Here is a 15,245-nt window from a genome sequence, read left to right on the forward strand (position 1 = left end):
CCTCTTATCGGATGTTCAAAATTACGATTTTTAAAGCACAAGACTATCTATGCTCAACATTAGTTTTTTCTATGGTGTAATCTTTTGAAATTTCTTTCAGTGCATTTACTAATGCATCAATATCCGACCTGGTCGTCATATGGCTGAAAGAGATACGCAATGGCGTACAGTGATCCATTTCGTCTTCAGAAAGCACCATCATCATGACCATTGAAGGTTTTGATGCTCCTGACGAGCATGCACTTCCCTGAGAGATTGCAATTCCTTTCATATCCAGCTGAAGTCCTATCAATGGATTTTTATAAGGCAGTAATGCACTTAAAACCGTATAAAGACTGTTTTCCTTTTCAGCACTTCTTCCATTGAACTTTATCCCTTCAATTTCTGCAGAAAGTCTTTCAATTGCATAATCTTTGATATCCTGCATATGACGGGTATATTCCTCCATATGATTCAAAGAAAGCTCCAATGCTTTCCCCAGCCCTACAATACCGCAAACATTTTCAGTTCCTGCTCTAAGGCTTCTTTCCTGAGGTCCTCCGGTAATAATTCCTTTTAACCCTGTTGCCTTTCTGATAAATGCAAATCCGGCACCTTTGGGCCCGTGAAACTTATGGGCACTGCAGGAAGCAAAGTCTACAGGGATATCAGAGAAATCCAGGTTCATATGAGCCATCGTCTGTACAGTATCCGAGTGGAAAAGCGCATTATGCTCTTTGCACAGCTGCGCAACTTGTTTAAGATTGATGATATTTCCGATTTCGTTGTTGGCATGCATTAAGCTTACCAGTGTTTTTTTATCTGATGCTTTTAAAAGCTCTTCTAATTTAGCAAGATCAATATCTCCTTTTTCATTCGGGCGGATATAGTTTACTTCTACTCCTTTTCTGCTTTTCATATCCAGAATACTTTCAGAAACACATTTGTGTTCCAGAGGAGAGCTGATGATTCTTTCTACTCCAAGATGTTCTACCGAGGATTTGATGATCATATTGTTGGATTCGGTTCCACAGGAAGTGAAAATGATTTCAGCGGGAGTTACATGAAGATAGTCTGCAACCTGTCTTCTTACATTTTCAATAAGGATTTTTGCTTCCTGTCCAAAGCTGTGCGTTGAAGACGGGTTTCCGAAATTCATCTTCATAGTGCCAACCATTGCATCTATAACTTCTTCTGCAAGCGGAGTGGTTGCGGCATTATCTAAATATACTTTATCCATTATTATTTTGAATATTTTAATTCTACGGAGGTAAACTGGTAATCTGCAGGAACAGTGAAAATAAACCAAGGGTTGGAAATCACCTGAATTTCCATTCCACCAGAGGGCGCTCCGGCCGGAACTTCCACATATAAAATTTTATTTTTCACAGATACACTTTTGATCTCATCAATGGTATGGCTTCCTGATCTGAAGGTTCCCAGATTGTATAAAACAACTTTTTTATTTTTAGGAAATTGCGGGTATTTGATGTAAGCTCCATCTCCTTCCGGGCCTATAATGCCAAAACTTCCTTTAATTGTATTACGAAAATCTGCTTCTTCCTTAATAATTCTAAAACCTGCCTGCGCTGCACCTCCCTGTGACTGGGAGACAATAAGTTCTGCGTCATGCTGACTATCAGCACTCTTTTGAGACGGTGTAGCAGCACAGCTCATAAAGATTACCGCACATGCAATTGACAGGCTTTTCATTTTTTACAATTTTATCTCCCAAAATTAATGAAAAAATTGGTAATGTCCTTCATTTGCCCATTTTAACATTGGCCGATCTCCGGAAGTATCTCCAAATGCAATAATTTTATCGTACTTTGAATCGTTGATTTCTTCTTTAATTCTTATCAGTTTTTCCTTCCCGTTACAGTTTTTCCCTACAAAGTTTCCTGTGAAAACTCCGTTCTTAAACTCTGCACGCGTAGAAACCAGCTCCATTTTAAGTTCTTCAGCAAAAGGTTTTACCCAGATATCCAATGAAGCGGTTACCAATAAACTCTGTGTATTATTCCTATCGATATTTTTTATAAAGTCTAATGCATTCTCCCTCACAATTTTAGGATAATGCTGTTCAAAAAACTGCTTAGATTTCTGTTCGATCTTTTCCTGGCTTTGTCCTTTTAAAATAGAACCGATAAAACTTTTCTTCACTTTTTCAGTTTCAGCCAGTTTCAGCTTCAGCAGGATAAAGAGAGGTACATGTCTCAAAAATTGTATACGGTATTTCGTAGAATCGTAGAATTTAAGATACATAAACATAGTATCTTTATACGTCAGGGTTCCGTCAAAATCAAAACAATACAATTTTTTCATTTTTAAAGCTTTAATTTTTTGAATATAAACTCAGGGATATTCCTGATAATCATCATAATAATACTCCAAACCGGCAAAACATATGCCACATTTTTCTGCTTTTTGAAGGCTTTATAAATACAGGCAGCTGCCTGTCTGGGTGTTGCCGTTAATTTAGGATTCAAAGGCAGTCCTTCTGTCATCTTGGTTGCCATAAACCCGGGCTTTATTGTAAGCACATGAACTTTTTTATCAAAAAGGTAATTCCTCAAACCACTCAGATAGGCAGTAAAAGCAGCTTTTGCGCTTCCATAGATGAAATTGCTCTGCCTTCCCCTGTCACCTGCTACTGATGAAAGACCAATGATTGTTCCCGATCTTCTGCTTTCAAATTTATGGGCAAAATAATTCATTACAGGAACCAGTTTTGAATAATTGATATCAATGATGCGTTCTGTATTTCTGTTATCATACAATCCTTCTTCTGTTCCTTCCCCTAAATATCCTACGGCACAAAATAATACATTTGAATTGATATGATCAAATCTGTTGTAATCAATTTCTTTCGTCAGATCCAGATCAATGACTTCCGCCTGCTGAAGAAACTTTACATCGATATGTCTTGCAAAACGCTCTGTAGTTTCTTTATTTGAGGTAAAAAGATAAATTTTTTCAAACTTTTCTCCTTCCTGAAGTGCTTTTTCCACAAAAGCCTGTGCCACTTCGGATGTACTTCCCAGAACTATCATTATGAGTTATTATTTATGATTCTTTTGTGCTGTAACGACACAAACTTAGGATTTTGAATATTTTTAAGGTAACTGGTTAGCGATGATCTGCTCATGCTGTCTTTGGTAAGGTAAATCCTTCCTCCGAATTCCTGAACAATAGCATCCAGCTGATCTACAAGCTTTTTCAGCTTTGAATTGACTTTAAAATCCAGCGCTAAGGTATACCCTTCTACAGGAAATGAGTTGTATGCCTGAGGATTATTTTTCCCAAAAAGTTTTAAAACAGCTAAGAAAGATCCGTTTCCGCTTTTAGCAATGGTTTCAAGGATCCTTTTCATTCCCTCTTTTCCTGTTTCTTTAGGGATTACCATCTGATACTGGATAAAACCGGATTTTCCATAGATTTTATTCCAGTCATTGATTGCATCCAGAGGATAGAAAAACGTCTCGTAATCAATAAAGTTTTTTACTTCTTTTTTAGATTGCTTTTTATAATACAGCCAGTTGAATATTTTTACAGTAAGCGCATTCAGTACAAATCCCGGAAAATAAAACGGAACTGTAGGAGAGAATTTCTTCTTCAGCCTCAAAGGAGTTTTTGAAAAGTTCTGCGGAAGCTCGTGCTGGAAGGCATGCTCTCCTCTCATCAGAATACTTCTGCCGATATTTTTTCCTTTCTGAAGACAGTCAATCCATGCAACGGTATAGGTCCAGTTTTCACTTTCGTCAAACAGCTTAAATATCTCTTCCAGGTTGTCTGCCTTTATGCTTTCCTGACGGATATAAGCAGATTCTATATTTTTAAGTTTAAATTTTGCCGTAAGAATAATTCCAGTAAGTCCCATTCCGCCAATGGTTGCCCAGAACCTGTCTGAATTTTCTTCCCGGGAACAGGTAATAATTTCGCCATTCTCGGTCATGAGTTTAAATTCAATGACATATTCTGAAAAGCATCCTTCCGCGTGATGATTTTTCCCGTGAACATCAGAAGCAATAGCACCTCCTACTGATACAAATTTTGTTCCGGGCGTAACATAAAGAAAATATCCTTGCGGAACAGCTATTTCCAGCACATCTGAAAGCAGTACTCCGGATTCACACTCTATTACTCCGTTTAAACGGTCAAAGCTTATGAATTTATTTAATTTTTTCGTTGAAAATATGGATTCTCCCAAAGAAGCATCTCCATAACATCTTCCGTTTCCTCTTGCAATAATCTCGTTGTGGCTGAGTACAAATTCTTTTATTTTTTGAAACTGTCCTCAGATCTCATTTCTTTCTCTACTACCGGGAAATTTCCCCAGTTGGTAACTTTCTGTGTGAAATTAGGCTTCATTTCTTAAAATAAATTTGAATTAAAAATGCAACTACCCAAAGCAATAAAGTAACCTGTATATAACGGTCTCTGTAGACAATTTTTGTAGGGGATTCCGTTCTGTTGTAAACAAGCGTCTGCTGAAGGTATCTTAACAATGCGAACACTACGAAAATCACCGTGTAAAAACTCTTTCATGAAATCTTTCCTGTACTTCAGGAGACAGGGTAAACATCAGGTAGCATACGATAGCCAGTGTAATGGAAATAGACAAGGCAATATCTGCAAACTGAACATTATAACCATCCAATGCTTTTCTCGTTTTTCCTGAAACCTGAGCATTGATAAGCTCTCCTCTTCTTTTCCCGATTGCCAGCACCAACGCCAATACAAACGTCAAAAGAATTGCCCATTGCGAAATGCTGATTCCGGTAATATAACCACCCGCCAGCACTCGTAATACAAATCCTATAGCAATAATAAAAATATCAATGATAGGTACATGCTTAAGCCTGAATGTATAGGCAAGATTCATTACCACATAAAATCCTATGATAATTGCAAATTTCCAAAGTATTTCATGGAAATAAAGTTGAGTAAAAAATACAAGGCCGATATCTGCGATGATAAGACCTGTAAGAATGCCTATAGCTTTTGATTTTGAAATAGCTCCGCTAGCCAGCGGTCTTCTCCTTTTTCGGGGTGCTTTTTGTCTGCTTCGATATCATTATAATCATTCAGGATATACACAACACTTGCCGCAAGGGAAAATATTAAAAATGCGAAAATGCTCTTAACAAGCAGGTCTATGTTGGTAATATTACCTGAAAAAAACAGAGGGACAAATACAAAAAGGTTTTTCACCCATTGCTCCACACGGAGCAGCTTTAAATATTTCTTCATTTATGTTATTTCAAATACAAAAATAATAAATTCAAAATTGCTAGCATAAAAATACAAAAAAAACCGCCGGGGCGGTCTTTTACGAAAATATTTATATATTAAATTAACTATTGCCCTTGTTTGGCATCATTAATCATTTTTTCATTGGCTGTAATGGCAAACTCTACTCTTCTGTTTTTAGCTCTTCCTTCTTCAGTATCATTGCTCGCTACAGGCATGGCTTCACCTTCACCTTTTGTAAACATTCTGCCTGATGCAATTCCTTTTCCTGTTAAATATGCTTTTACAGCATCTGCTCTTCTTTGAGAAAGTTTAAGATTGTAATCATCCGAACCTTTGCTGTCTGTGTGACCATAGATATTGATGTTCGTATCCGGGTTATTGGCAAGTACTTCAGCTAATTTATCAAGGTTGGTCTGTGCAACAGAAGTAAGGTTTGAAGAGTCGAAAGCAAAGTTAACGATACTTTCATTCATTGTTACTTTAATACCATCTCCTACTCTTTCTACCTGAGCACCCGGTAAAGTTTCTTTAATATCTCTTGCCTGCTTATCCATTTTGTTACCGATAACGTTACCTGCAACACCACCGATAATACCTCCCAATACAGCTCCGATAGCCCCGTTTCCTCCTTTACCTACATTATTACCAAGGATACCTCCCAGTACTGCTCCTGAAGCAACACCTACTGCTGTACCCCGTTGCTGGTGATTTGAATTCTGAACCGCTTCACAGCTCGTCAATAATAATGCTGATGACAAGAAAAGGGCTCCTACGTATGTTTTTGTAAATTTCATTTTTTCTGATCTTTTATGTTGATAAATTATTTCATTCCTGTTCTCTGGAAGTTGTAAACTACTTTTACATTACCTCCTTCAAATGGAACATCCTGCTCAAGAGAAAACTGATCTGTTGACTGATTGATCAAGGTAAGGCTGTAACCTACCGTATTTTGTTTTGCTTTTGTACCTGAAGCAATTTTTTTAAACATAAACGTGTTACCGTCTTTTACTTCAAATTTGATAGGCTGTGTAATTGCCGGGCAACTTCCACCACCGTTTAAAGTATAAGCTCCTGTCCAGTTATTAGGAATCAATCTCCAGTGACTTCCTACGAAGCACTGTGCGTCTGCACCTTCGTCAAAAGGCTTAATTTTATAACCTTTATCGTAATCTATGCTCACAATCTGCCAGTCTCCTTTCATTTTCAGGAAATCTGCTCTTTGATTTTGAGATGTAGCTGCTTTATTAACAGAGGAACACGAAACTGCAAAAAGTGATGTTCCCAACATCCCTGCAAGTAGTAACTTTTTCATTTTGTTGTTTATTATTTTGTTACTATAAAGTTACAAAAAACCGTGCCAAATTTTAAAATAAAAAATAAAAAGTCCGAAAAAATTCGGACTCTTTATGGTTTCTCCTTAAACACAGGAAGATAAATTATTTTTTAACAGCCTTTTTTACGGATTTCGAAGGCCTGGTAATGCCTGATGTCTTACCGTTGTAGAAGTTAGTATAAGCATATTCCGCTGCTTTTTTCAGATCGATAACCCCACCTGCCTGAGATTGGTCCGCAAATCCGTTTGCCGTACTCGGATTGCTGCTTTTCACAAGTGCCTCAATAATCTGATAAGGCTTCAATTCCGGCATATAAGCCAATAAAACAGCTGCTGCTCCGGCTACTACAGGGGAAGCCATAGAGGTTCCCTGAAGGTATTTGTATTCGTTCTTAGGAACTGTAGAATAGATTTCTTCTCCGGGAGCGAAAACATTCACCATTTTTTTATTATAATTAGAGAAATCTGCTCTCAGTGCATTATTTTTATTGGTGCTTGCTCCTACGACAAGAACATTGCTCACGAATGGTTTTTCATCAGTAACGTTTTTAAAATTGGTAGGATACGCCAGATGCTCTGCAACATCTTCATTTTCATTACCTGCTGCTTTCACTAAAAGAACGCCTTTATCTTCAGCATATTTGAAAGCATCCCAAACGACGTTTTTACCTGGAGAAACAGGTTTACCAAAGCTCATGTTTAAGACTTTCGCACCATTATCCACTGCATATCTGATAGCATTGGCAACGTCTTTATCCCTTTCGTCTCCGTTAGGTACGGTTCTTACAGACATAATTTTGGCCACTTTTGAGGCTATTCCGTACTGGACTTCTTTTCCCTGCGGAAGTCCTGCAATAATTCCTGCTACGTGAGTTCCGTGTTCTGCATCCGGTCCTTCGTAATGGTTGTTACCATAGATTTTTTCAGAATAGTCGTCATAGTTATCCCCTACAATTTCTTTTCTCGGATCATATGAAAGGTCATATTGTTTTGCTGCAGGGGCAAAGTGATCGATAGCATCCTTCATCTCCTCCTTCATCTTTTTTCAAACTCTGCAGCTGATTTTCCTTTGAATTCCGGGCTTTGCGAAATCTGACCTAGGAAATCCAATGCAATGGCATCTTTCTGATCTGTCGGCGCCTTGATGGCAGCAAGGGTTTCAGCAGTTACAGGTTTACCTCCCAGTAACTTTACCATATTAGGAATCAATTCGTTCAGCATAGAATAAGTTCTGAAATTCTGCTGAGCCTCGACACTTTTCTTATTAAACATGTCTTTAGCCTTCATGTACATATCAAACTCATCCTTCATCTTAGCCTGGTTGGCTTTATTCTTTGCAGAATCATCTCCTTCGAAAATGGGCTTATATTTGGCAACAACCCTTGTTACTTCCATATTATCGATATCAATATCACCATTTTTACCTCCTATGAAGTTCCATCCGTGTACATCATCAATATATCCGTTTCCGTCGTCATCTTTACCGTTTCCAGGGACTTCATTAGGGTTGGACCATAGGTTCTTTACCAATCCGGGGTGATCTACCTGCACTCCGCTGTCCAGTACGCCCACCACTACGGTTTTAGGCTTCAGCCCTTTAGATTCCAAGTATTTATAAGCATTTGCCGTATTTACTCCGTATACTTTTGAAGTTGCAAAATCTTTATGATACCATGTCATCAGATCTTTATCTTCATTTGGGTCAATACTTTTAGCTTTAGATTCCTGTGCAAAAGAGAAACTAAAACCTGCTAAAAAAACTGCAGCTAATAATACCTTTTTCATATGTTGATATTTAATTTTTTAAAAAGATATGCCAATCGCCGTTATCATCTGTTTTATGCCTGAAAATTTATCAACAGCGATTGTATCCTAATATTGTTGTTTTATATTTTTAATATACACCAGTGATTCCGGGCCTTTATTGCAAATAAGGTCAAGAACCGACAGGTCTTCCAAAAATCCGAATTTATCGGAAAACGTCTGGTAATATTCTTCCATCTGAAATGCTGAAGGAAGTTTTGCCGAAAACTTTTCCCTGAAATTGATGCTTTCAGGATTTTTGATATATTCTTCATTCAAAGAGTGTGCCTTTTCCGTTTTCAGTATCTGTTGGATGACTTCTATGCCTTTAAGGTTAAAATCAAGAAGGAACTTTTCTTTAAGATCAAATATTTTTCTGAACTTATCTTCATAGTACTCAAAATAAGGAGAACTCTGGTACGCTGTTTTGATTGATTTCCAGTGAAGTGTTCTCCAGTCTTCGCGGTAAGAGATTTCAATATCTTTAAATTCTCTTTTCCCATTATGGTGGATAGGAATTATTAATGACAATTTTCCGTTCGCTCCATAGATATTCGCACGGTTTCTATACGTCTGCTTCGGGAAGTTTTCAAACTGTTCAAATACAATTTCATTCTCAGGATTCAAAAACACTGAGAACCATGAGATTGGGGGCATATAAAATGCCGGCAATAATACATTCGTCATATTCATAATGCAAAAATGAAGTATTTTTTCAAATACTTCATTCTATTTTAAGTTTAATTTTTCTATTAATCGTCTTCAGTTTTTTTCTTTCTGAACAATTTCATGAAATATTCCCATCCGAAGAACAGAATCAGAATCATTGCAGCAATCCACCAGTAAGAGGTTTTATTGGCTTCTCCTGTATTGGTTGCTTTAAACATTCTTTCCCAACGGATTTTGAATGGTGCCTGGTAAGTAGAACTGTTGTCTGCAAATGCACCCTGAAGGCTCATCCATGTAAACATTGGCTTTCCAACGATATTTTCTTCAGGAACGAAACCAAAAAATCTGGCATCCAGTGATGCATCTCTGTTGTCCCCGATCATCATATAATAATCCTGCTGAATGGTATATTGATTGGCTTCCTTTCCGTTAATGAAGATTTTTCCGTTCTTTTTTCAAGACTGTTATGCTCATACTCAGAGATGATCCATTGGTACATCGGAAGGGTTTCCTGATTGATGGCAACCACATCTCCTTTTTTAGGAATTCTAACCGGGCCGTACCAATCCTGATTCCAAGGTTTGTTAATCGGGAAGATAGATTGGGTTGTATCAATTTTGGTTTTCGCTTCGTCTCTGTAATATACTGCTGCTTCGCCTTTAGGTGAAATTTCTTCCTTCATATCAACAACGTGAGGAAGTTCCTTAATTTCTTTAGCAATGTTATCCGTTAAGCCCTGGAATCCATACAGGAAACCTCCATTATTCTGCTGTACTTCCTGAACCGGCAGGAATCCGTAGGCTTTGTATAAAGTAGGGATATCCAATTGCGCATCTGTAGTTACAATATATCTGTGCTGTACTTCCTGGTCACCCAAAACGGTTTCCGGCTTTCCGTTAACGAAAAGTCTTCCGGCTCTCATTTCGAAAGTATCACCTGCGGTTGCCACACATCTTTTTACATAAGGATCTTTTCTGTCAATGGCTGTATGTACGGAATCCTGAGGATAGTTAAAAACCACCACATCATTTTTCTGCGGCTTATTGAATTGTAAAATTCTTGTATAAGGAAGCTTTACAGCATCTACATAAGATTTAGGATCATCTTTCGGATTTCCTTTCTGCCCTGTATCCATAATGGTTCCCTGAAGGAAAGGTATTGCTACCGGGCGCATCGGAAGTCTGTATCCGTAGCTCCATTTGTTTACAAAAAGGAAGTCACCTACCAATAATGTTCTTTCCATAGATCCTGTGGGAATCCCGAAAGGCTGGGTTACAAAAACGTGGATGATGGTAGCAAAAACTACCGCAAAGGTAATAGAACCTATAAAAGTATCTTTTTTCTTATCACTTTTCTCTTCGTCTGTAAGAAACAGGTCATCTGCATTTTCATCTTCTAACTCTACATCTTTAGAATAGTTGATTACTGCCATGTAAATAAACGGCAGGATCACCGTAAGAATCTGGTCTTTGAAAAGCGTTTTCCCAAACTTTTTCACTAAGTAAAGATGGAAAACAGACATCATGATTGGCCCTACTATCGGAAGATAAGACAGAATTGCCCACCATTTCGGGTGTTTTGTTTCCTTCAGAATGATGAAGTAGTTGTAGAAAGGGATAAAAGCCAATAAAGGGCTGTAGCCCATTTTTTGAACAGTTTCCAAGATGAAATCCCCATCAATACGGATAGTATGAGGACATATACTGTATAAGTTAAAAAATAATTCATAAATTTTTTGTGCCTATTCTTATGATATAAATGATAAATGATGAGTAATAAATGATAAAAGCGGTCCGCTGTTTACAATTCACTATTCATCATTTTCTGTCTTATTGGTCTGCAATTTACAGAATTTGTTACAAATTAAAGTCCCAAAACGTCTTTCATTCCGAAGTTTCCTTTTTTATCTTTAATCCACTCGGCGGCTACCACAGCACCCAACGCAAAACCGTTTCTGTTGAAAGCGGTATGCTTGATCTCGATTTCATCAACTTCACTTCTGTAATATACACTGTGGGTTCCCGGAACCTCATCTTCACGTATTGCAAAAATACCAAGCTGTTTCCCTTCTGTTTCTTCCAGCTTCCACGCTTCAAATTTCGGATTGTTCTGGATGATTCCTTCTGCAATGGAAATTGCGGTTCCACTTGGAGCATCTTTTTTATGGATGTGGTGAATTTCTTCCAGCTGACAAGAGTATTCATCTACGTTTTTCATCAGATCTGCCAGCTTTTCGTTTAAAGCAAAAAATAAATTCACTCCTAAACTAAAATTGGAACCGTATAAGAAAGCGGTATCGTTATCCACCGCTAATTTTTCAATTTCAGCTTTTTTCTCAAGCCATCCTGTAGTTCCGCAGATCACAGGAATTTTGTTTTCAAGACAAGTTTTGATGTTTTCAAAAGCCACTTCCGGCAATGAGAACTCAATCACGACATCCGGATTATTAAGATTTTCAGCAGTTGGGGTTTCCTTCAGACGGGCAACTACTTCATGACCTCTCTTCTGTGCGATCTCATCAATGATCTTACCCATTTTACCGTAACCGACTAATGCTATTTTCATATAATCTTTTATTTTTAATCCCGCATTCAAAATATGATTTTCCTGCAGGTATGTTGTATTTTAAAATCTATAACTTAAACTGAATCCTGTTTTCGGAGCACTATAACCGTACTGATCCTGAATAACCGATGGCTTAAAAACCAAATCCGGATCATGACGGCTTTCGTAAAGGTGTGCATCTACTACAGCGTCTACAATATTCAGAATATAGATCAACCCTGTAATGGCAATGGCATAATCCCTTTGTCTTTTGGCTCTGTCCTGTGCATTTCCTAAAGCTCTCTTGTCTAACCACGGATGACTGTCTACAAATTCATTAGGGGTTCCGTTCAGTTTTGCCACATAATATTCACGGTATTTTTTGTACTGGTTATCATTCCACACAGCAATACCGACTCCGGCTCCTACAGCTCCCCAGACAATCGGAATTTTCCAATACTTTTTATTATAAAACTGTCCCAATCCCGGCAGAACAGCAGAATACAATCCTGCCCTGGTAGGATTCAGCTTTATGGTTTTTGCAGTGGGTCCATTGGCTTTCTCAAGATCTTCAATGATCTTTGCTTCTGTTTTGCCTGGTTTTACCACACGGGGTTCTTCTTTCGGGGGAGTTTCCATCCGAACGGTATCGATAGGTTTTACTTGTGAATAGGCCAGTGCAGCAATACACAAGAAAAATGTGAAAAATATTTTCTTCATTATTTAATATGGGATAAAATATATTCCAGCTCTTCTTCATTTTTGAAGTCCAGAACAATTTTACCTTTTTTACCATTTCCAGAAGCTTTGATTTCCACTTTTACATCCAGGATGTCAGCAATGGTCTTCTGGGCTTTTTTATAATTATTGGAAAGTTCCACTTTTGCTTTTTTAGCGGCCGGAGACTTTGGATTCTTCAGTGCTGCAGCTGCCTGCTCAGCCTGACGAACGTTTAATTTTTCTTTGATAATAAGATCAAACAAAACCTGCTGATCTTCTTCGCTTTCAAGACTGATAATAGCCCTTCCGTGTCCTGCAGAAATCTCCCCGCTTCTGATAGCATTCTGAATATCCGGGTTTAATCTTAAAAGCCTGATAGAGTTGGTAATGGTACTTCTGTCCTTCCCTACCCTCTGGCTCAGTGTTTCCTGAGTAAGCCCGATCTCTTCCAAAAGCCTGTGATAGGTCAAAGCAATTTCGATGGCATCAAGATCTTCTCTCTGGATATTTTCAACAAGAGCCATCTCAAGAAGCTCCTGATCATTTACCAGACGGATATAGGCAGGAATAGTTGTTAAACCGGCAATTTTAGTTGCCCTGTAACGTCTTTCCCCGGAAATGATTTCAAACTTCTCACCATCTTTTCTCAGGGTAATCGGCTGGATCACGCCTAAGTTTTTAATCGACTGAGCAAGTTCGTTTAATGCTTTTTCATCAAAATAAGTTCTCGGCTGCGTTGGGTTCGGATAGATATCTTCAAGCGCAACTTCTACAATATTCCCCACAAACTTATCTGCTCCTTCATCAGTAGCGGAGTTGATGGTTGCTTTGGATTCTGCACTTAAAATGGCGCCCAAGCCGCGTCCCATAGCTCTTTTTTTGTCCTTCATAGATATAATTGATAAATGATGTTTGAGAAGTGATGACTGGCATTCACTCTGGCCATTTATTATTAATTTAATTCTTTATTAAGTTTTCATTTTTTAAAAGAACTTCTTCAGCTAACTGAATATACTGAACAGCTCCTTTACTTTCCGCATCATAATTCAGGATACTTTCCCCGAAACTTGGTGCTTCACTCAATCTTACGTTTCTGCTGATAATAGTTTCAAAAACCATTTCAGGGAAATGCAGATTTACTTCTTCAACAACCTGATTGGATAGTCTCAATCTGCTGTCATACATGGTTAAAAGAAGACCTTCTATTCCAAGATCTTTATTATGGATCTTCTGAACGTTTTTAACGGTATTCAAAAGCTTTCCAAGTCCTTCTAATGCAAAATACTCACATTGGATCGGAATAATTACGGAATCTGCTGCCGTAAGAGCGTTTACTGTGATAAGACCCAAACTCGGCGCACAGTCGATGATAATATAATCATAATCATCTCTTACACTGGCTAATGCTTTTTTCAGCATATACTCACGGTCTTCCTTGTCAACCAATTCAATTTCTGCAGCTACAAGGTCGATGTGTGACGGAATAATATCCAGGTTTGGAGTTGCCGTTCTTTTGATACAAACCCTGGTATCTGCACTATGCTCCAGTAGATTATATGTAGAGTACTGAACATCCTCAACACCCAGGCCGGATGTCGCATTCGCCTGAGGGTCAGCATCAATAATTAATATTCTTTTTTCCAATACTCCTAACGCTGCTGCCAAATTTACAGCGGTGGTAGTTTTACCAACACCTCCTTTTTGATTAGCAATACCTATGATTTTTGCCATTATTAGAACTTTAAGATTCAAAAATACACTTTTTTCTTTGCTCTCGGTAAGTGGGGAAAATCAAAATTGAGTTAAAATATTGTTAATAAGCAATTTAACAGTAAAAAAAATTATCCACAAAAAAATTCTTTGTGGATAACTATTTGAAATTTACTTTTACATGTTAATTTTCAAATTTCATGGAGATTGGAAATTTGAAATAACTTCTTACGTATTCTCCTTTTTTGTTTTTGGCGGGAATCCATTTTCCTTTACTGGAAATCATTTTAATTGTTCTCATTGCCTCATTGTTAAAATCGGCGTTGGTTCCGTTAGCTTTTACCCCTGAGATGGTTCCGTCCATTTCTACAATAAAGGTAACTGTCGTCTTTACAACATCTTCTGATTCAAATCCTGAACCGTCGAAGCTGTTCATTACTTTATTTCTGAAGGAGTCTATTCCGCCAGGATAACTGGCTTCTACTCCCAATTCTCCTGCTTCAGCAATTTTAGTTTTGTCCACCGGATCAGCAATTACAGGTGGAGGTGTCGTGATTACAGGTCCTGTTCCTATTGTTACTGTTGGAACATTAGGTGTATTCGGCGCCACAGGATCTCCTTTAAAATTGTCTTTAAAACCAGCTACCGCATCATCAGGAACAGGATCTTTTTTCACATTATCCTGAGCTGTACTTGATGGCGTAGGCACTGTACTGTCAAAAGTCTTTGTATTGGGAACTGTTTCAGGTTTTACCGGAGTAATTTTTACCGGAGGTGCAACCGGATCATCAGGAATTAATACTGGCGGAGGAAGTACATATCCTCCATCTGTTGTCGTTTCTACAGGCTTCAATGCAGAAATTACAAACGGCGTAATAGATACTGCAGCCATTAAACTTGCTCCTATAAAAAGTGCTTTGGTTAATATTCTATCTGATTCGTTTCTTAATACATAGGCACCATAGTCTTTATTGCGGTGCTCGAACAGGACTTCGTTAAACCGAAATTCCTGGTTTTGGTTATGTTGTTTCATCACTACTACTATTTAAACTGTTAAAAATTTGATTATTAGTTTTATTGTTCTTATCGATAAGTACTGTTTCAATATCAAAACATCTGCCAAAATTTTATCAAAACAACATAATATTAGAAAATTTTATGATAATGTTTAAATTTTAACATTTACAAATAGAAAGTTTATGCAAGAAATAGGAGTTATTTTCTTCTAAAG

The 15,245-nt window shown here is 37.8% G+C and carries 12 protein-coding genes and 4 pseudogenes; all 16 read right to left on the minus strand.

Going from position 1 to position 15,245, the window contains the following annotated elements:
- Positions 1–43 precede the first annotated feature (43 nt).
- Positions 44–1,219: a cysteine desulfurase family protein gene (locus OWR28_RS06715; RefSeq protein WP_332385995.1), complete on the minus strand. Its 1,176-nt coding sequence runs from the start codon at positions 1,217–1,219 to the stop codon at positions 44–46.
- Between the two features lie 2 nt (positions 1,220–1,221).
- Positions 1,222–1,692, minus strand: a complete 471-nt coding sequence (locus OWR28_RS06720) for a hypothetical protein (protein WP_332385996.1) — start codon at positions 1,690–1,692, stop codon at positions 1,222–1,224.
- Between the two features lie 24 nt (positions 1,693–1,716).
- The gene (locus OWR28_RS06725) at positions 1,717–2,304 is read right to left on the minus strand and encodes an HAD family hydrolase (protein ID WP_002981245.1); all 588 of its coding nucleotides are present in this window, start codon (positions 2,302–2,304) and stop codon (positions 1,717–1,719) included.
- Between the two features lie 2 nt (positions 2,305–2,306).
- Positions 2,307–3,032 carry an SDR family NAD(P)-dependent oxidoreductase gene (locus OWR28_RS06730; RefSeq protein WP_332385997.1) on the minus strand — a complete coding sequence of 242 codons (726 nt, stop codon included), beginning with the start codon at positions 3,030–3,032 and terminating at the stop codon, positions 2,307–2,309.
- Positions 3,032–4,350: pseudogene (locus tag OWR28_RS06735) on the minus strand (FAD-binding oxidoreductase). The gene OWR28_RS06730 and the pseudogene OWR28_RS06735 overlap by 1 nt, the downstream one beginning before the upstream one ends.
- Positions 4,347–5,232 (minus strand): annotated as a pseudogene (locus tag OWR28_RS06740) (decaprenyl-phosphate phosphoribosyltransferase). The pseudogenes OWR28_RS06735 and OWR28_RS06740 overlap by 4 nt, the downstream one beginning before the upstream one ends.
- Positions 5,233–5,339: 107 nt before the next feature.
- Positions 5,340–6,029 carry a YiaD family glycine zipper/OmpA-like lipoprotein gene (locus OWR28_RS06745; protein WP_332385998.1) on the minus strand — a complete coding sequence of 230 codons (690 nt, stop codon included), beginning with the start codon at positions 6,027–6,029 and terminating at the stop codon, positions 5,340–5,342.
- Positions 6,030–6,055: 26 nt separating this feature from the next.
- Complete coding sequence (locus OWR28_RS06750) at positions 6,056–6,547, minus strand: hypothetical protein (RefSeq protein ID WP_332385999.1); 492 nt, start codon at positions 6,545–6,547, stop codon at positions 6,056–6,058.
- Positions 6,548–6,671: 124 nt separating this feature from the next.
- A pseudogene (locus tag OWR28_RS06755) lies at positions 6,672–8,353 on the minus strand (S8 family serine peptidase).
- Between the two features lie 87 nt (positions 8,354–8,440).
- A complete protein-coding gene (locus OWR28_RS06760) occupies positions 8,441–9,064 on the minus strand; it encodes a WbqC family protein (protein WP_332386000.1) in 624 nt (207 codons plus the stop codon).
- Positions 9,065–9,123: 59 nt separating this feature from the next.
- Positions 9,124–10,768: pseudogene (lepB, locus tag OWR28_RS06765) on the minus strand (signal peptidase I).
- Positions 10,769–10,903: 135 nt separating this feature from the next.
- On the minus strand, positions 10,904–11,605 hold the full coding sequence (dapB, locus tag OWR28_RS06770) for a 4-hydroxy-tetrahydrodipicolinate reductase (protein WP_332386001.1): 702 nt from the start codon (positions 11,603–11,605) through the stop codon (positions 10,904–10,906).
- A 60-nt stretch (positions 11,606–11,665) separates the two neighbouring features.
- Positions 11,666–12,304 carry a DUF5683 domain-containing protein gene (locus tag OWR28_RS06775; protein WP_332386002.1) on the minus strand — a complete coding sequence of 213 codons (639 nt, stop codon included), beginning with the start codon at positions 12,302–12,304 and terminating at the stop codon, positions 11,666–11,668.
- Complete coding sequence (locus OWR28_RS06780) at positions 12,304–13,194, minus strand: ParB/RepB/Spo0J family partition protein (protein WP_002981266.1); 891 nt, start codon at positions 13,192–13,194, stop codon at positions 12,304–12,306. Before OWR28_RS06780 ends, OWR28_RS06775 begins: the two co-directional genes overlap by 1 nt.
- 67 nt (positions 13,195–13,261) lie before the next feature.
- Entirely contained in the window at positions 13,262–14,035 is a 774-nt protein-coding gene (locus tag OWR28_RS06785; protein WP_002981269.1) for a ParA family protein, read from the minus strand.
- 163 nt (positions 14,036–14,198) lie between these two features.
- Positions 14,199–15,047 carry an energy transducer TonB gene (locus tag OWR28_RS06790; protein ID WP_332386003.1) on the minus strand — a complete coding sequence of 283 codons (849 nt, stop codon included), beginning with the start codon at positions 15,045–15,047 and terminating at the stop codon, positions 14,199–14,201.
- Positions 15,048–15,245 lie beyond the last annotated feature (198 nt).

It is taken from the genome of Chryseobacterium sp. 1B4, assembly GCF_036631475.1.
Lineage (GTDB): Bacteria > Bacteroidota > Bacteroidia > Flavobacteriales > Weeksellaceae > Chryseobacterium.